The 17,898-nt window shown below is 65.5% G+C and carries 16 protein-coding genes and 1 riboswitch; of the genes, 8 read left to right on the plus strand and 8 right to left on the minus strand.

Going from position 1 to position 17,898, the window contains the following annotated elements:
• Positions 1 to 14: 14 nt before the first annotated feature.
• The 5 genes from ASD68_RS14125 to ASD68_RS14145 form a co-directional block, all read right to left on the minus strand.
• Positions 15 to 1,424: a DUF2235 domain-containing protein gene (locus ASD68_RS14125; protein WP_082546083.1), complete on the minus strand. Its 1,410-nt coding sequence runs from the start codon at positions 1,422 to 1,424 to the stop codon at positions 15 to 17.
• 13 nt (positions 1,425 to 1,437) lie between these two features.
• A complete protein-coding gene (locus ASD68_RS14130) occupies positions 1,438 to 1,953 on the minus strand; it encodes a hypothetical protein (protein ID WP_056607895.1) in 516 nt (171 codons plus the stop codon).
• Between the two features lie 336 nt (positions 1,954 to 2,289).
• A complete protein-coding gene (locus tag ASD68_RS14135) occupies positions 2,290 to 4,080 on the minus strand; it encodes a sodium:proton antiporter (RefSeq protein WP_056607897.1) in 1,791 nt (596 codons plus the stop codon).
• 76 nt (positions 4,081 to 4,156) lie between these two features.
• Positions 4,157 to 5,671 carry a YifB family Mg chelatase-like AAA ATPase gene (locus ASD68_RS14140; protein WP_056084574.1) on the minus strand — a complete coding sequence of 505 codons (1,515 nt, stop codon included), beginning with the start codon at positions 5,669 to 5,671 and terminating at the stop codon, positions 4,157 to 4,159.
• A 131-nt stretch (positions 5,672 to 5,802) separates the two neighbouring features.
• Positions 5,803 to 6,063, minus strand: coding sequence for an accessory factor UbiK family protein (locus tag ASD68_RS14145; RefSeq protein ID WP_007081320.1), 261 nt, complete (start codon positions 6,061 to 6,063; stop codon positions 5,803 to 5,805).
• 181 nt (positions 6,064 to 6,244) lie between these two features.
• Here ASD68_RS14145 and glnK point away from each other — a divergent pair, with 181 nt between their 5' ends.
• The 6 genes from glnK to ASD68_RS14175 all read left to right on the plus strand — a co-directional run bounded on the left by glnK (position 6,245) and on the right by ASD68_RS14175 (position 12,300).
• Positions 6,245 to 6,583 carry a P-II family nitrogen regulator gene (gene glnK / locus ASD68_RS14150; RefSeq protein WP_056084571.1) on the plus strand — a complete coding sequence of 113 codons (339 nt, stop codon included), beginning with the start codon at positions 6,245 to 6,247 and terminating at the stop codon, positions 6,581 to 6,583.
• Positions 6,584 to 6,708: 125 nt separating this feature from the next.
• Positions 6,709 to 6,923: riboswitch (cobalamin riboswitch) on the plus strand.
• Between the two features lie 148 nt (positions 6,924 to 7,071).
• Positions 7,072 to 9,507, plus strand: coding sequence for a ribonucleoside-diphosphate reductase subunit alpha (locus ASD68_RS14155; protein ID WP_056607900.1), 2,436 nt, complete (start codon positions 7,072 to 7,074; stop codon positions 9,505 to 9,507).
• Positions 9,508 to 9,524: 17 nt separating this feature from the next.
• Complete coding sequence (locus ASD68_RS14160) at positions 9,525 to 9,749, plus strand: hypothetical protein (RefSeq protein WP_056607902.1); 225 nt, start codon at positions 9,525 to 9,527, stop codon at positions 9,747 to 9,749.
• A 138-nt stretch (positions 9,750 to 9,887) separates the two neighbouring features.
• The gene (locus ASD68_RS14165; RefSeq protein WP_056084564.1) at positions 9,888 to 10,904 is read left to right on the plus strand and encodes a ribonucleotide-diphosphate reductase subunit beta; all 1,017 of its coding nucleotides are present in this window, start codon (positions 9,888 to 9,890) and stop codon (positions 10,902 to 10,904) included.
• Positions 10,905 to 10,937: 33 nt separating this feature from the next.
• Complete coding sequence (locus tag ASD68_RS14170) at positions 10,938 to 11,807, plus strand: AraC family transcriptional regulator (protein ID WP_056607904.1); 870 nt, start codon at positions 10,938 to 10,940, stop codon at positions 11,805 to 11,807.
• Between the two features lie 49 nt (positions 11,808 to 11,856).
• Positions 11,857 to 12,300 carry a nuclear transport factor 2 family protein gene (locus tag ASD68_RS14175; protein WP_056607906.1) on the plus strand — a complete coding sequence of 148 codons (444 nt, stop codon included), beginning with the start codon at positions 11,857 to 11,859 and terminating at the stop codon, positions 12,298 to 12,300.
• 290 nt (positions 12,301 to 12,590) lie between these two features.
• Here ASD68_RS14175 and ASD68_RS14180 read toward each other — a convergent pair whose 3' ends face one another.
• Both ASD68_RS14180 and ASD68_RS14185 read right to left on the minus strand, forming a co-directional pair.
• On the minus strand, positions 12,591 to 14,927 hold the full coding sequence (locus tag ASD68_RS14180) for a S9 family peptidase (protein WP_056607908.1): 2,337 nt from the start codon (positions 14,925 to 14,927) through the stop codon (positions 12,591 to 12,593).
• A 305-nt stretch (positions 14,928 to 15,232) separates the two neighbouring features.
• Complete coding sequence (locus ASD68_RS14185) at positions 15,233 to 15,610, minus strand: hypothetical protein (protein ID WP_056084559.1); 378 nt, start codon at positions 15,608 to 15,610, stop codon at positions 15,233 to 15,235.
• 15 nt (positions 15,611 to 15,625) lie between these two features.
• Here ASD68_RS14185 and ASD68_RS17340 point away from each other — a divergent pair, with 15 nt between their 5' ends.
• Complete coding sequence (locus ASD68_RS17340) at positions 15,626 to 15,778, plus strand: hypothetical protein (protein WP_156458427.1); 153 nt, start codon at positions 15,626 to 15,628, stop codon at positions 15,776 to 15,778.
• A gap of 118 nt (positions 15,779 to 15,896) precedes the next feature.
• Here the strand turns inward: ASD68_RS17340 and ASD68_RS14190 are convergent, their stop codons facing one another.
• Positions 15,897 to 16,796, minus strand: a complete 900-nt coding sequence (locus ASD68_RS14190) for a LysR family transcriptional regulator (RefSeq protein WP_056607910.1) — start codon at positions 16,794 to 16,796, stop codon at positions 15,897 to 15,899.
• A gap of 103 nt (positions 16,797 to 16,899) precedes the next feature.
• Between ASD68_RS14190 and ASD68_RS14195 the strand changes: the two genes are divergently transcribed.
• On the plus strand, positions 16,900 to 17,892 hold the full coding sequence (locus ASD68_RS14195; protein ID WP_056607912.1) for an aldo/keto reductase: 993 nt from the start codon (positions 16,900 to 16,902) through the stop codon (positions 17,890 to 17,892).
• The last annotated feature ends 6 nt before the right edge of the window (positions 17,893 to 17,898 follow it).

The following is a 17,898-nucleotide window of genomic DNA, read 5'->3' on the forward strand; positions in this document are numbered from 1 at the left end:
CGTCCTTGGCTGGTCTAACGACTGAATCCCTGTGCCTGCGGCAACATCTGCTGCGCGGCTTGTTGTTGCGCCAGCAATGACACGTCCCACGTCGCGTTCAGGCTGTCGGCCTGCTGCTGGAATTGCTGGCCGTCCGCTGTACCCAGATAGGCGTGCGCCGCCTGATGCTGCGCCCGATCCCACGCGGTGTTGTCCGGGTTCTGCGAGGCCAGATACATGCGGTCGATCCACTGGTCGAGTTCGCTGCGCGTGGTGTCGTGCGGCATCTGCAATGCACCCGGCACCGGGCCGTCGGGCATGGCTTGTCGTTCGAATTGCCGGCTCAGCGTTTCATTGCGTGGCTCGGCGTTGTACGCATCGGGCACCTGCCCCATCGCATGCCTGGGCACTTCCCGCTCGTTGTAGCCTCCCGGCTGGAGCCGGTCGATCTTGGGCCACAGGCGATACAGCAGCAAGCCTTCCTGCGAATGGTGGACCACGTTCAGACGCGGATCGTCGGGCTCTGAAGACTTGGCCAGAAACGGCGTGTCGCTCAGGCCGTTGAGGTAATCGATCGTAAAGTTGCCGGTGCGAATCGACAAACCATCACGGTGGTAACTGCCGCCGACATCCGAATGCGCGCCGGGCACGTAGATCCCGGCAAAGCGCCCGTCCGACGAGATGCCCGGATCGATGATGCGGTCGGACTTGAACAGGCCGCGGTGCTCGTCCATTGCGATGAACTGGATGCCGGATATCACCGACGGCGGCAGCCGCCGATCCATCGTCATCGCACTACCGGTGCCCACCGGATCGAACATGGCCACCGCCTGCGCTACCTGATGAGGCGGCACCAATGGTGGCCTGGTGTATTCGACATGCTTGATCTGGTGATGGGAATCGTAGGTGTAACGCGCACCGGCGGGATCCTGAATGCCGCGCTCCTCGACCAATCGCGCAAACAGAGCGGCTTCTTCGCTACCTCGGCTGAAGCTGACGCTGGCGACGCGGATCTCTGCGGCTGGGTCTTCCTGCTTCCATTTCCAAGCCTGGTTGATGAACTTCTTGTACATCTCCTCGGCCCGCTCATCGACGGTGTTGCCGCGCATGTTGTCCAGCGCAGGTGAGAAGAATCCATGTTGCTGCGTGCCCGGCCCGGGAACATAACCGAAGCCAATCCTCGCATTACCGGCTTGTTCCACCTGTCGAGCGATAAGCGCAACATTCGTCGCATGCTCGGGATCGTGGATGGCGTCATTGCCGGTGCCATCCAGCGCGGCAATGAAGAGACGCTCATGCGGATGGTCCGCATGGATCAGGATCGGCTCCTCGAACGCGGCCAGTTGCGCCCGGCCCTCGGTGTAAATCGGCAATCGCGACGCGGCAGGATCGGCGCGTACTCCATCACCGAGAATGCCATCCGGGTCCTTCCGGTCGTGCTCCATGACAGCGCTCCCTTCAGTACGTATGTGTCCAGGCCAGGATCACGTCATCCCGGGCATCACTGTATTTATTGCCCGGAATCTGTTCGGTCTTGGTGGCAATGAATGCCTTCATGTAGACGCTGATCGTGCGGTCGTTCACTTCGAGCAGAATGCCTGGCTCACCTCCCCAGGAGCGATCGGGGATTTCGGCATCGGGCACGTTGTACAACACACGCTCGTCCTTGAAGATAGCTCCGATATCCACCTTGGCTGTGTGCGCCACGCCATCCAGCGACGTCCAGTTCACCTCGGCCGGCGGCGGAAAATTCCGGATGCCCAGATAGGAGGCGAACGGCCAGTGGTCCCTGTAATCCGCCGAGGGCGGCGGCGGCGAAGGCCGTTCCTCCGCCTTGAAGTTGAAGTCGTTGTAGATCACGTGACAGCGGATGGTGTTGTAGCAGAACACCTGGAAATCGTGCTTCACGAAGCGCAGCGGGAACATGGATGAGCCCGATGTTTGCGCGCTGCTGGAATCGGACTGGGTCGACATGGCGGGGTGGCATCCTGTCATCAGCAACAGTGTGGCGGCGCAGAGGAAGGCGCGGAAGGAGGACGTTCGATCAGACATGAGCACTCCCTGCTGGGTCGATGGTGGCGTTGACGGTACGACGCACGCCGGCGCAATCCTCGAACGACAGAACGGACATGGCGGGATCTTCCCTGGCGGGACGCATCGATGCGTTATACCGGATACGGGTCCGGCGCGATGTCGGAGCGCGCCGTATTCTGCGAAGGCGAACCGTAGCCCGATCGTGGGCGTGAACGGGGCTAATGAGAGATGGTCATGCGTTCGATGGTTCGGACCGTCGTTCGCACCCGCTGCCGATCACTCGCCTCTGTTGGGCGGCACCAGCGCGATCACGGTCCAGCCTGGCCGCGGCTCCAGCTCGCGCTTGGAGGAGGCCACCCGCAGCACACCCTTTTCCTCGACGCCGAACATCAGCACCGTATCGGAGCCGTATTGCTCGATGAAATGCGGCCAGTCGAAGGTGGCGGTGAGCCGGGTGGACTTCACGCGCCAGCCGTTGGCCAGCATCTCGCCGAAGCGGCCATGAGTCATGTTCTCGTCGAACAGTGGTGGCGACAGCAAACCGCCGGAGAACGCTGCGCGCTCGGTGCTTTCCTGCGGTGTCAGGTTGCGCAGGCGATAGACCTTGTCGCGCCCGAATTCCTGCCGGTAATACACGCAGGCCAGCGAGTTGCGCTCGCGGTTGGTGCTCATGCCCAGCATGCGGCCGATGCCGGCAAGATCCAGATGGCGCTCCGCGTGCGGCGAGGCGGGGTTGCCGAAGAATGTGCTGAGCCCGTCCATCCGCGCCTGGCGGATGCCATCCCAGTCATCGTCGGCCAGTACCACGCGGAAGCCAGCGTCCTTCAGTGACGTACCGATCGCGCGCGCCACATGATCGGAGCCGAAGATCAGCACGCCGCGCGGCTCCGGCTCGGCCACTTTCAGCCACAACGCCAATGGCCGCGCGGTGGCGCTTTGCAGCACCACCGTGCCGATGATCAGGGTGAACACCAGCGGCACCAGGGCGTCGGCGCCGGGCACGCCCAGCGCGTCCAGCCGCAGCGCGAACAACGCCGATACCGATGCCGCCACGATCCCGCGCGGCGCCACCCAACTGATCAGCGCCCGCTCACGCCAGGTCAGGCTGCTGCCCATGCTGGACAGGGCCACCGTCACCGGTCGCACCAGCAATTGCGCGATGACGAACAGGGCGATGCCCGCGCCCAGCATGCCGTCGGGTAGCGGCCAATGCAGACGCGCCGCCAGCAGAATGAACAGCAGCGACACCAATACCGTGGTGAGGCTTTCCTTGAAGTCGAGGATGTCGTCCATGTGCACGTTGCGCATGTTGCCCAGCGCGATGCCCATGATGGTGACCGCCAGCAGGCCGGATTCGTGGGTCAGCGCATTGGAGACGCTGAAGGCCAGCGGCACCGTCGCCAGCACGGCGTAATTCTGCAGGTACTCGGGAATCATCTGCCGCCGCAGCAGGAAGCCGATCACCATGGCGGCCAGCCCGCCGATCACCGCGCCGCAGAGAATCGTGGCCACGAAGATGCCCAGCGTGTGGCCCTCCTGCTGCGACACGATGGCCTCGTAGATCAGCACTGCGAACAGCGCGCCCAGCGGATCGATCACGATGCCTTCCCAGCGCAGCGTGTTGGCGATGCGCGCGTTCGGACGCAGCGTGCGCAGCATCGGCGCGATCACGGTGGGGCCGGTGACGCAGGCCAGCGCGCCGAACAGCAGCGCGATCGGCCAGCTCAGCCCCGCCACCAAGTGCGCGGCCAGCGCCAGCAGCAGCAACGCGGCGACCGCGCCATAGCTGACCAGCCCGCGCACCGCGTTGCCTATGCCCGGCAACTCGTTGAAACGCAGGGTGAGGCTGCCTTCGAACAGGATCAGCGCCACCGCCAGCGACACGATCGGGAACAGCAGGTCGCCCAGCAGCTTGTCCGGGTTCAGCACGCCGGTGGCCGGCCCCAGGATGATGCCCGCAAGCAGCAGAAACAGGATCGCCGGCAGCCGCACCCGCCAGGCCAGCCATTGCGCCAGGAAGCCGATCATCAGCATGCCGGCGAGCATCAAGCCGAGCTCGATAGTCATCGCATTCCTTGGAAATATCAGGGCGCCATCGAACCATGCGCCGGCCGGCGCGTCCAGACAGCGGCAGATTGTCGCGCTAGCGGCCCGGGCTCTGGACCCGCCGATATTGCAGCGCCTCGGCCAGGTGCTCGCGTTCAAGCAGGGCGGTGCCACCGTCCAGATCGGCAATGGTGCGCGCCACCCGCAGCACGCGGTGATAGGCGCGGGCCGACAGGCCCAAACGCTCCAGTGCGGTCTCGAACCAGCGCCGTTCCGGGGGCCCCAGTGCGCAGTCACGCTCCAGCTCGCGCACGCTGATCTCCGCGTTGGGCCGACCCGCCCGCATCAGCGATTGCCGCCGCGCGGCCAGCACTCGCGCGCGCACCGTGGCGGAGTCCTCGTCATTCCCGGAACGCGGCCCGCCCAGATCAGCCAGCGGCACCTGCGGCACCTCGACGCAGAGGTCGATGCGATCGAGCAACGGCCCGGAAATGCGCGAGCGGTAGCGCTGGATCTGGTCCGGCGTGCAGTGACAGCGTTGCGTGGGGTCCCCCGCGTAGCCGCAAGGGCACGGGTTCATTGCACCCACCAGCTGAAACTGGGCGGGAAACATCGACTGGCGCGCGGCGCGCGAAATCAGGATCTGGCCCGACTCCATCGGCTCGCGCAGCACCTCCAGCACCTGCCGGCTGAACTCGGGCAGCTCGTCCAGAAACAGCACGCCGTTGTGCGCCAGCGAAATCTCGCCCGGCCGCGGATACGACCCGCCGCCCACCAGCGCCACCGCCGATGCGGTGTGATGCGGCGCCCGGAACGGCCGCCGGCGCCAGCGCGCCAGATCGATGACCTGCCCCGACACCGACGCCACCGCGCAGGTTTCCAGCGCCTCGGATTCGGACAGCGGCGGCATGATGCCGGGCAGGCGCTCGGCCAACATCGTCTTGCCGGTGCCCGGCGGGCCCATCAGCAACAGGTGATGGCCGCCCACGGCGGTGATCTCCAGCGCCCGGCGCGCCTGCAATTGACCGCGCACGTCGCGGAGATCGGGGCCGTCATCGGCGCCACCGGTGCTGGGCGTGGCGACCGGTGCGGAAAGCTCTTCCGCCCCGCGCAGCCAGCTGCACACCTCGGCCAATGTACGCGCCACCCGCACATCCACATCCGGCACCAGCGCGGCTTCGGCGGAGTTTTCGTAAGGCACCAGCACCCGGCGACCACGCGCACGCGCGCGCAGCAAGGCCGGCAGCACACCCGAGACGCGGCGCAGCGCGCCGGTCAAGGCCAGCTCGCCCAGGAATTCGCAGTCATCCAGCTTGTCGCGCGGCACCTGTCCGCTGGCCGCAAGAATGCCCAGCGCGATCGCCAGGTCAAAGCGGCCGCCATCCTTGGGCAGCTCGGCCGGCGCCAGGTTCACCGTGACGCGGCGGCCAGGATATTCGAAGGCCGTATTCTGGATCGCCACGCGTACGCGGTCACGGGCTTCGCGCACCGCGGCCTCGGGCAAACCCACGATATTGGTAGACGGCAAGCCACCGGAGAGATGCACCTCGACCATGACCTGCGGCGCGGCGATCCCTTCCTGGGCACGGCTGAGGGTAACGGCGAGGCTCATGCAGACACGGGTCGGCGCTGGGAACGATCGCTGACAGGCACGCCGGGCGACTCCATCCGTTGATAAATAACCGCCCCCGATCGTTCTCGGGGTGAGGTGACGGATCGGGGGCGGCTCCCGGGAGCTGGGTGTTACGGTGTCCCGCGGTGGGCGACGGCAGCCTCCAATTCGGCCACGCGTTGCTCGAGTTCGTCGATTTTCGCGCGTGTGCGCGCCAGAACCTGGGTCTGGACGTCGAATTCCTCGCGGGTGACCAGGTCGAGGCGGCGCAGTCCCTGCGCCAGAACATCCTGGAAGTTGGCTCGCAAATCCTGATGCGCCTGTGCCAGTCCTGGCGGTACCAACGACACAAGCCGCAGGGCAATCTGATCGATATCCTGCCTATCCATCATGGACAGCGCCTCGCACTCGTCGAGGTAAATATTAGGTGAACGGAATTCGGGTACGCCATCAGGATGCTCCGTCGGGATGTGTAGGGATTGTCCTACACGGCACCGGCAAGGCGACAGCGCCCGCGTGCGAAGGCAGAATGGGCGTCATGCACCGCGCGTGCCCCCATACCGAGGAAATTCCATGAAGCTGGTCGTGGCCATCATCAAGCCGTTCAAGCTGGACGACGTGCGCGAGGCGCTGGCGGAAGTCGGCGTGCAGGGCGTCACCGTCACCGAGGTGAAGGGCTTCGGCCGCCAGAAAGGGCATACCGAGCTGTATCGCGGCGCCGAGTACGTGGTCGATTTCCTGCCCAAGATCAAGCTGGAGGTGGCGGTGACCGACGACCAGGTCGACCGCGTGCTGGAAGCCATCCAGCAGGCCGCCCGCACCGGCAAGATCGGCGACGGCAAGATCTTCGTCAGCCAGTTGGATCAGGTCACCCGCATCCGCACCGGCGAGATGGACCACGACGCGCTGTAAGCGGCTTGCGCAGGGCGAAACCCACGCGCGGACACCCGCTCACGTCACCCATGACGACACCTCCGCGCTGAAAACCCGGTTTTGGGGCACACACAAGTTATTGGGTTGACCATGCCCAACGTACCCGATATGTTGTGTGCGTCGGTGCCCGGCCGACCCAACATCGGTCGGGCTTAAAAGGGAATCCGGTGTAAATCCGGAACTGCCCCGCAGCGGTAAAGCGGAAACGAACACCTCCACATGCACTGGCCCTCTGCGGCCGGGAAGCGGGGGCAAGTAGGTGGATCGTCGTGATCCTCGTCCGCAAGTCCGAAGACCTGCCGGCACATCGGGGCGAACATGTCCCGGTGCGTAGTGACGGTTTCCGCGGGGAAACACGTCGTGGCGCGGGCCTTTGTCGGGGCCGCGTGCGGCTCCCCCGGTATCCATCGCTTCAGGCCCTGCGCGCGGGAGCAGGTGTTTGATGTCCATGCCGGAGCCACCTGCCCATGCAAGCCCTCGATACCGCCGAACGCGAGCGCGCCATCGCGCCCGCCGAACCCCCTGTCGCCCTCCCCGAAACCGCGTTCACCCTGACCCCGCCGCACAGCGCGGCGTCGATGCACGTCACCAAGCGCAACGGCGGCCAGGAAGCCGTCGACGTCAACAAGATCGTGCGCGCCGTGACGCGCAGCGCCGAAGGCCTGCACGGGGTCGATCCACTGCGCGTGGCGCTGAAGACCATCGGTGGCCTGTACGACGGCGCCACCACGCAGGAGCTGGACCAGCTGTCGATCCGCACCGCCGCCTCACTGACCGCCGAAGAACCCGAATACGGCCAGCTCGCCGCGCGCCTGCTCGGCGCCTACATCGACAAGGAGGTCAGCGGCCAGGAGATCCAGAGCTTCTCGCAGTCGATTGCGCGCGGCGCCGAGCTGGGCATCCTCAACGACCGCCTGCGCGATTTCGTGGCCACCAACGCACGCAAGTTGAACGACGCGATCGACCCGTTGGCCACGCGCCGCTTCGAGTATTTCGGCCTGCGCACCGTGTACGACCGCTACCTGCTGCGCCATCCGCAACTGCGGCTGGTGATCGAGACGCCGCAGCATTTCTTCATGCGCATCGCCTGCGCGCTGGGCGGCAACGAAATCGGCGAGACGCTGGAGCTGTACCGGCTGCTGTCGTCGCTGGAATACATCGCCAGCTCGCCCACCCTGTTCAACGCCGGCACCTGCCACGAGCAGCTCAGCTCGTGCTACCTGCTCGACTCACCGGTCGATTCGCTGGAGTCGATCTACGACAAGTACGCCGATGTGGCGAAGCTGTCGAAGTTTGCCGGCGGCATCGGCCTGGCCTATTCGCGGGTGCGTTCGCGCGGCTCGCTGATCCGCGGCACCAACGGTCACTCCAATGGCCTATTGCCCTGGCTGAAGACGCTGGACGCGTCCGTCGCCGCGGTGAACCAGGGCGGCAAGCGCAAGGGTGCGGCCTGCGTGTATCTGGAAACGTGGCACGCCGACATCGAGGATTTCCTGGAGCTGCGCGACAACACCGGCGACGACGCCCGCCGCGCGCACAACCTCAACATCGCCAACTGGATCCCTGACGAATTCATGCGCCGGGTCGAGAGCGACGGCGACTGGTCGCTGTTCGACCCGAAGGTGGTACCGCACTTCGTCGACAACTGGGGCGAGACGTTCGACGCCGCGTACGCCCAAGCCGAGGCCGCTGGCCTCGCGGTGAAAACGGTGAAGGCACGCGAACTCTACGCGCGCATGATGCGCACGCTGGCGCAGACCGGCAACGGCTGGATGACGTTCAAGGACCGCTGCAACGCCACCAGCAATCAGACGGCCAAAACGGGGAACGTGATCCACCTATCCAACCTGTGCACCGAGATTCTCGAAGTCAGCTCGGTGAACGAGACGGCGGTGTGCAACCTGGGCTCGGTGAACCTGGCGCGCCACGTCGTCGATGGCGTGTTCGATTACGACCAGCTCGCCGCCACCGTGCGCACCGCCGTGCGCCAGCTCAATCGCGTGATCGACCTGAACTACTACCCGATCGCCACGGCGCGCACGGCGAACATGAAGTGGCGGCCCGTCGGCCTCGGCGTAATGGGCTTGCAGGACGTGTTCTTCAAACTGCGCCTGCCGTTCGACTCGGCCGAGGCACTGGCACTGTCGACCCGCATCGCGGAGGAAATCTATTTCAATGCGCTGTCCCAGTCGTGCGAACTGGCCGAGGGCGAAGGCATGCATCCCGGCTTCGCCGAAAGCCGCGCCGCAAATGGCGAATTGCAGTTCGACCATTGGCCAAACATCACCCCGCATAACATGGCGCGCTGGGACGCCTTGCGCGAAAAGATCAAACAGCACGGCCTGCGCAATTCGCTACTGATCGCGATCGCGCCCACCGCCACCATTGCGTCCATCGCCGGCTGCTACGAATGCATCGAGCCGCAGGTCAGCAACCTGTTCAAGCGCGAGACGCTGTCGGGCGATTTCCTGCAGGTAAACCGCTACCTCGCCGACGAGTTGAAAGCGCTGGGTCTGTGGACACCCGAAGTACGCGACGCGATCAAGCTGGCCGAGGGTTCGATCCAGAACATCAACGCCATCCCCGAACGCCTGCGCGCAATCTACCGCACCGTGTGGGAACTGCCGCAGAAAGCACTGATCGAACTGGCCGCCGCACGCGGCGCATACATCGACCAAAGCCAGTCGCTGAACCTGTTCATGGAAAACCCGAACATCGGCCAGTTGAGCTCGATGTACATGTACGCGTGGAAGGCCGGCATCAAGACCACGTATTACCTGCGCTCACGCCCGGCCACCAGGATCGCCAAGACCACGGTCTCGGCAGCGCCCGACCAGGCGCAGGCCACCGCCGCGGTGTTTTGTTCACTGGAGAACCCGGAGTATTGCGAAGCCTGCCAGTAGCGCAACGAGGTGTCGCGATGAAGCGTTACCGGAATCTCGACGGCCACTCCGGCGTCACCGCCTACGAGTGCGGTGACGGTTTCATCCGCGTCCGTTTCGTCAATGGCGATATTTACGAGTACACCGCCAAGGCCACCGGCCGCGAACACATCGCGAACATGCAAAAGCTGGCGCAAGCCGGCCTGGGGCTTTCCACCTATGTCAGCCGCTTCGTGCACGACGACTACGCACGCAAGCTATAAGCCCCTCTCCCTTCGGGAGAGAGGTTGGGGAGCGCGTTCGGGCTTGCACGAACCTTGGCGCAACCCCGAACCCTCATCTGCCCCTTCAGGGCACCTTCTCCCAAGGGAGAAGGATTCAACATATGCCGAGGCACAACCATGACCCATCCGAACAACCACATCCTCGACCCGGGTTTCGAACTCACCCTGCGCCCGATGCGCTACCCCGGCTTCTACGAGATGTATCGCAACGCGATCAAGAACACCTGGACCGTGGAGGAAGTGGATTTCTCGATGGACACGCGGGATCTGGACACGAAGATGTCCGCTGCCGACCGCCATCTGATCCGGCGCCTGGTGGCGTTCTTCGCCACCGGCGACACCATCGTGTCGAACAACCTGGTGTTGAACCTGTACCAGCACATCAACGCGCCGGAAGCGCGCATGTATCTCTCGCGGCAGTTGTACGAAGAAGCACTGCACGTGCAGTTTTACCTCACCCTGCTGGACACCTATATCCCCGATCCGGCCGAGCGCAACGCCGCGTTTGCGGCGATCGAGACGATCCCCTCGATCCGGCAGAAAGGCGCGTTCTGCTTCAAGTGGATCGACTCGATCCAGGGCCTGCGCCGGCTGGAGACGCGCGCGCATCGGCGCCAGTTTCTGCTCAACCTGATCTGCTTCGCCGCCTGCATCGAAGGGCTGTTCTTCTACGCTGCGTTCGCCTATGTGTACTACCTGCGTTCACGTGGTTTGCTGCACGGTTTGGCGGCCGGTACCAACTGGGTGTTCCGCGACGAGAGCTGCCACATGGCGTTCGCCTTCGACGTGGTACGCACCGTGCGCGAACAGGAGCCGGACCTGTTCGACGCGGACATGCGCGCCCAGGTCGAGCAGATGATGGAAGAGGCGATCGCCTGCGAAACCCAGTTCGCCGAAGACGTGCTGTCCGGCGGCGTGGCCGGCATGTCGGTGAAGGACATGCGTCAGTACCTCGAGTACTGCGCCGACCAGCGCTTCGCCCAGCTCGACATGCCGAAGAAATACGGCGCGAAGAACCCGTTCGACTTCATGGACCTGCAGGACGTGCAGGAGCTGGCCAACTTCTTCGAGCGCCGCGTCTCGGCGTATCAGGTGGGTGTGCAGGGCGAGGTGGCGTTCGACATGGCGTTTTGAGACGCTGGGCGCCCCGCCGCGAACGAGCGAGCCATGGGCGCCTCCCATCTCACCGTGCTATTCGACAGTCCGCTGCTGCGGATCACCGACATCGACTGCAGCCATCCCCGCGGTGGTTGCGGCGGCGAACGCGGCGACGAACACACCCACCTGATGCTGCTGCGGCGCGGCGGCTTCGGTTATCACCTGCGCGGGGCGGAATACCTGGGCGACCCCGCCACCGCCCTGCTCTACCGCGCCGGCGACAGTTACCGCATCTCGCATCCGTTCGAGGGCGGCGACGCCGGCAGTTGTTTCGAGGTGGCGCCCGCGCACGAGGAGGCGCTGTTTGGTCAACGCCTGCGCGGATCGGCCGACGCGGCGCGGCCCGTGGAGGCTATCGACCAGTACCGGCATCGTGCGCTCCACGCGGCGCTCGCCCACGATGAGCGCGATCGTCTGCGGATAGAGGAAGCGGCTGCCACACTGTGCACCGCGGTGCTTCGGCACGATGCGACGGCGAGCATCGCACCGCTGTCTCCCGCCATCCGGCGTCGGCTTCGTCAGGTGCAGGAAGTGCTGCTGGCCGATCCGACCACTGCCGCCGGCCTGGCCGAGCTCGCCACCCATGCCGGTTGCTCGCCGTTCCACCTTTCCCGCCTGTTTCGCCGCGCCTGCGGCAGCAGCCTGGTCGCCTACCGCACGCGCTTGCGCATCGCGCTCGCGCTCGACCGGCTCGCCCACGGCGCGGACAATCTCGCCGCACTGGCCAGCGAACTGGGCTTCAGCCATCAGAGCCACTTCGGCGCGACCTTCCGCCGACACGTCGGACTGACCCCGCGCGCCGCGCGCGAGACCCTGCGTCCGTCGGCGCTGGTCCGCACGGGCAAGAATTTGATAGCCGGACGCCGGCTGGGGCCCTAGCGTTGGAGCCCGCGCCCGGCCTGTCGCCGGGTTTTCGACGGAGGCCACCATGAAACTGTCCGCCACCCTGCTCGCGATGATGCTTGGTATCGCACCCGCCGCGGCAACCGCGCCGCACGCCTCGTTGCCGCGCGCGCTGGCCCGCGCGGTCGCCGCGTTCGATCGCGCCCAGGTCGAAGGCGATGGCGTGGCGTTGCGCCGCCTGCTCGCCGACGACTACGTGCTGTTCAACAGCCGCGCCCGGGTCGAGAACAAGGCGGACTTCATCCGCGACTACACCGCCCCCGGCTATTCGCTGAAACCGTTCACGGTCGAACAGGAGGTAGTGCGCTACTGGCCCGGCGGCGCCGTGCTCGGCGGCGTGGCCACGCTGGAGGGCAGCAGCGATGGCAAGCCATTCAAGGCGCGCCTGCGTTTCGCCGACATCTGGCGCGAGCGCGATGGCCGATGGCAGGTGATCTTCACCCAGGCGACCCGAATGACGACACCGTAACCCGCTGCATGACCTTCGACAGGTTGACCGCGGAAACTGACGTGGGCACGCGCCCCGGGCTGCGGCCGGTAAGACGTTGAGCGAGGGAGACGCGTCGCTGGCGCTGGGCCATGAGCTGACCCACGTGCGGCGCGGCTCCGCGTGGCTGGATGCCCTCGATCGCGCATCGTCTTGCTCCCTCCGCTGCGCACACGGGAGTGCTGGGGGGCGCTCTTCACCAAGTCGAGGTGAAGAGCGTTACTCCGTCCTGGCCTCCCGCTGCTGCGCAGGGGAGGAACCGGCCCTGGCGCTCACTTCCACGGCCACGCCTTCAATTCGTACTCCCTCGGTGGCGTATTGCCGGCGAGGTACTGCACGAAATAGTCCCAGCGTCGGCGGGTGGCGTACGGGGTGGATTCGGCGTAGCCGTGGCGGGCGTTGGGGATCATCAGCAGATCGAAATCCTTGTTCGCCTTGATCAGCGCATCGACCACCAGCAAGGTGTTGGATGGCGGCACGTTGTCGTCCATGGTGCCGTGCACCAGCATCAGGCGGCCCTTGAGATTCTTCGCGAAGCTCTGGTTGGCCTGGGCGTCGTAGTTGGTCTTGCCGTCCTTGTCGGTGATCAGCAGGCCCTGCCATTTCTCGGCCCAGTCGTCCTCGTAATTACGGTTGTCGTGGTTGCCGCTTTCGGCCCAGCCGACCTTGAAGAAATCGGGGTAATGGAACATCGCGCCGGCGGTGGCATTGCCGCCACCGGAATGGCCCCACACGCCCACGCGATCGAGGTCGATCCACGAATGCGCCTTGCCCAGCTGCTTGAGTGCGGTGACCTGGTCGGGCAGCGTGTTGTCCTCGATGTGCTCGAAGTACGCGTCGTGGAATGCCTTGGAGCGCCACGGTGTACCCATGCCGTCGATGGCCACCACGATGAAGCCCAGCTCGGCCATCGCCTGGTGATCGCTGCGTGCGGCCAGGAAGCTGCGGCCGCGCACCGAGCCGGTCTGCGGGCCGGGATAGATGTAGTCGATGATCGGATATTTCTTCGACGCATCGAAGTTCGTCGGCTTGAACATCATGCCGTACAGGTCGGTCTTGCCGTCGCGCGCCTTCACCGTGAACGGAACCGGCGGCACCCAACCGGCAGCCTTCAGGCGCGAGATGTCGGCGGTGGCGATGGGCGCCACGGTACGACCATCCACCGTGCTTCGCAGGGCGGTGATTGGCGGCACGGCGGGGGTGGACCAGGCATCGACAAACAGACTTCCATCCGGCGACAGCGTCACCGTGTGGTCGGCCGCCTCCGGGGTCAACAACACGGGCTTGCCGCCATCCAGGCTGACCTTGAAGAACTGCTGGTAATACGGGTTCACGCCCGCCGTGCGGCCCACGCCGCGAAACCACACGGTGCGGGTTTTCGGATCGAGCTTGAGCACCTCGGTGACATTGCCCTCGCCGGCGGTGATCGCGTGCTTGAGCTTGCCGTCGGTGAGGTCGTAGAGATACAGGTTGCCCCAGTTGTTGCGCTCGCTGAACCAGATCGCCTCGTTTGTCTCCGGCAGGTAGCGCCAGTTCACCGCGCCGTTGCCGCTCTCGTAATACGTCGGCACCTTTTCCTCGAACACGGTGCGCACCTTGCCGGTGCGCACGTCGGCGATGCGGAACCATTCGTGCTTGTGGTCGCGCGAGGTGGAGACGAAGGCCAGGGTCTTGCCGTCGGGCGCCCATTTCACGTCGTCCCAGCCGCCGTCGGGGCCGCAGCTGACGTCGTCGCACAGGGTGGAGCGGTGCTGGTCCGGCGGCATCTGCAAACGTGTGATCTTTTTCGCGGCGACGTCGATGATCACGCGCTCGATCATCGTCACGTCCTTGTCGCCCACCAGCGGATACTTCCACTTTTCCAGTTCGGGATGGCCGACCCTGGTCTTGATCAGGTACATGTCGCCGGTCTTGCGCTGATCCTGCTGGAAGGTGGCGATCTGCTTCGAATCGGGCGACCACTCGACGATGGCCTTGTCAGTGTGTTTCCAACCGGCGTTGTCGGTGGCGTAGCCGAAGTTCTCCACGCCGTCGGTGGTGAGCTGGGTCTCTTCGCCGGTGGCGACGTCGCGCAGCCACAGGTTCCAGTCGCGGATGAACGCTTCGCTCTTCTTGTCTGGCGACAGCGCGCCCGGTTCGTCACCGGTTTTTACCAACGTGGCGCGATCGACGCAGCTGGCCGTGGCGGCGGTCAGGTCGCACACGTAATGCTTCTTGCGCACGACGATGTCGATGCGGCCGTCCGTCCTCGCCTCGTAGCCGGTCACCGGCAGCTTCTTCGCATCGACCGGCTTGCCGCCGGCGTCGCTCAGTGCAGTGGCCAGTTTTGCCTGGTCGAACAAGGGCACGGTCTTGCCGCTGGCCGCATCCATCCGCACGAAATGATCGCCCTTGGCGTCGTGGTCCACGTACCAGAAGTGAGCGTCGTCCAGCCAATGGACCTCGGTCACCGCGTGATCGACCAGCGGCACGGTGTTGTAGCTCATGAACCGCTCCGCCTGCGCGTAGTCGCTCGCGCCCAGTGTGCGCCCCTGCGCGGCAACGCCGCCCGACAACAACCCCATCACCACCGCGCCAAGCAGGCGTGGCTTGCCGATCATCGAATGCATGCATTCCTCCACAGACGGATGGCATGCGCGCCACGATCCGCGCGCACACCTGACCGCAGGATGCTAGCGCATTGCCCACCGATGCCCCCCGTGCCAAAGGTCCATCCGTCAAACGCGGCGGTGCTCCGGGGAACGTCGAAGTCAGCGGTCCGCCTTGCGCGAATGCTTACCTGCACCGGCCGCCGCTGAACGCACCTGCCGCCCCGGTGGCGGTCCGGCGGGAAAAACGGTGCGCCTTGCGCGCCGGCTTCAACCCGCCGGGCCGTTTGCTGCCCGGACGGCCCGGGCAGTGACGCAGCGGGCTGTCACTGGATGTAACCGGATTCCTGGGTATCGACCTTGATCCGGATGAGTTTCATGGAACCGATGTTGCCCATGCCACCGTTGGAGAAGGTCAGCACGCCCTCACCCTTGTAGTGGTACTCGGTGCGCGAGTTGTCGCCACCGAAGTGGAAGGGAATCCAGGCTTTTCCGGTCATGTACACCTTCTGGTCGGTCGGCGGACCGATCAAGTCCATGATCTGCTTCGAATGCATGCCCACCTGGATCTTGGCGAACTTGCTGCCCGGTGCCGGCGTTCCGATAACATCGGCGGCCTTCGGCGCACCGGCGCAAAAGCCCGCCGGAGCATAGCTGGCGAACAGCGCCAGCGACGACATGAATACGATCGACTTGATACTCATTGATTTGCTTCCTCCATGAATGGTGGCGGCCACAGCGACGAAACGGGTACGGACCAGGGCGACCTTGCACCGCCGAAACGGAACACCCGGGCGCAGGCCGACTTCGGTCTTGCTGCAGATGAAAAGATTGCGCCGGGTTGGATTGGCGGCGAAATCCTCGATGGATGATGGACAGGTGCACGGGGCGCAACAATCGGCGAACCCGCAGCGAAACGTAGGGGTTTTCCGAGCCTCGCGCCGTGGTGGTCCAGATACGTGCCGCAGGCCCGGATGGACGACAAGACTCTCAGCACTGCGCGGCGGTCAGCTCCACCAGCCAGTCGATGAAGACCCGCAGGCGCGCCGGCATCTGCCGCTGCTGCGGATACAACACGGTGATGGGCAGCGATGGCGGCGGATACGCCGGCAGGATCTCGCGAAGCCGGCCCGTCTTGAACCCCTCCGCGATGCGTTGGCGCGTCATCTGGGCGATGCCCAGGCCCGCTTCGCAGCAGCCGAGGTAGGCATCCATGCCGCTGACGCTGACACAACCGGGCAGCGTGACCTCGCGACGCCGTCGGCCGACCATGAACTCCAGCGGCTCGGCGCGGCGGGTGTTGGGCGAAACCCAGTTCACCGCGACATGCCCATCCTGCAGTGCGGCCAGTGACTCGGGCAGGCCGTGCCGGCGCACGTAACCGGCGCTGGCCACGGTGGCCTGCTGCAGCATCCCCACCCGTCGGCCGACCATGCCCGAATCACCCAGATGGCCGATGCGCAGCACGCAATCCACGCCTTCGCGCACCAGATCCACGAAGCGGTCGCCGGTGCCGATGTCCAGCTCGATCTGCGGAAAGCGTGCGAAGAAAGTGGGCAAGGCAGGGATCACCAGCAACCACCCCAGCGATGCGGGGAGATCGATCCGCAACCGACCCTTGGGCTGTGTCGCGGCCTCGCGAAAATCCGCCTCGACCTCGTCCATGTCGGCCAGCAGGCGTCGGCAGTGTCCGTAATAGGTTTCGCCGTCGCGGGTGGTGCGCACGCTGCGGGTGGTGCGCTGGAGCAGCTGCGCGCCGAGGCGCGTCTCCAGCCGCTTGATCGCGTGGGTGACGGTGGCGCGCGGCAGGTTGAGGTCATCCGCCGCGGCGGTGAAGCTGCCCAGTTCCACGATGCGCGTATACAGCCGCATGGCTTCGAGACGGTCCATGGCGATTGTTGGTTGTTTTGGAATGGTGATGTCCATTATTGACCATTTATCCGGCCAACGGGGCGGCGCATCATGCGTCCACCTTCCACCACGGAGCCCCGCCATGCAGACCCGCACCCTCGGCCGCAACGGCCCGCAAGTTTCCGCCCTCGGCCTCGGCTGCATGGGCATGAGCGCGTTCTATGGCGCGCATGACGACGCCGAATCGATCGCCACCATCCACCACGCGCTGGAGCGCGGCTTCAACCTGCTCGACACCGCCGACATGTACGGCCCGCACACCAACGAGGTGCTGGTGGGCAAGGCGATCAAGGGTCGCCGCGAGCAGGCTTTCGTCGCCACCAAGTTCGGCATCGTGCTCGACCCGGGCAATCCGCAGGCACGCGGTATCGACGGCCGGCCCGAGTACGTGCGCGCCGCCTGCGACGCCAGCCTGAAGCGGCTGGGCATCGACACCATCGATCTGTACTACCAGCACCGCGTCGACCCGAGCGTGCCGATCGAGGACACCGTGGGCGCGATGGCTGAGCTGGTGACCGCGGGCAAGGTGCGTTACCTGGGCATGAGCGAAGCGTCCGGTGCGACATTGGAGCGTGCCTGCAAGGTGCATCCGATTGCCGCGCTGCAAAGCGAGTTCTCGTTGTGGACGCGCGACCCGCAGGAAAACGGCATGCTCGCCGCCTGTCGCAAGCTCGGCGTCAGCCTGGTGGCCTATTCGCCGCTGGGCCGCGGCTTTCTCACCGGCGCGATCCGCACCCCCGACGATTTCGAGGCCAACGATTACCGCCGCAACAGCCCGCGTTTCATGGGCGACAACTTCGACCGCAACCTGCAACTGGTCGAGAAGGTGAAGGCACTGGCCGCCGACAAGGGTTGCTCGCCAGCGCAGCTGGCGCTGGCCTGGGTGCTGGCGCAGGGCGACGACGTGCTGGCGATTCCCGGCACCCGCAAGCGCAGCCGGCTGGACGAGAACCTGGGCGCGCTGCAGGTGCAGCTGCGCGCCGACGAACTGGCCGCGATCGACGCGGTGTTCTCGCCCGGAGCGGTGGCCGGCCGGCGTTACACCGACGCGGGCATGCACATGGTCAACGTCTGACACCCC

Source organism: Rhodanobacter sp. Root627 (genome assembly GCF_001427835.1).
Classification (GTDB): Bacteria; Pseudomonadota; Gammaproteobacteria; order Xanthomonadales; family Rhodanobacteraceae; genus Rhodanobacter; species Rhodanobacter ginsenosidimutans.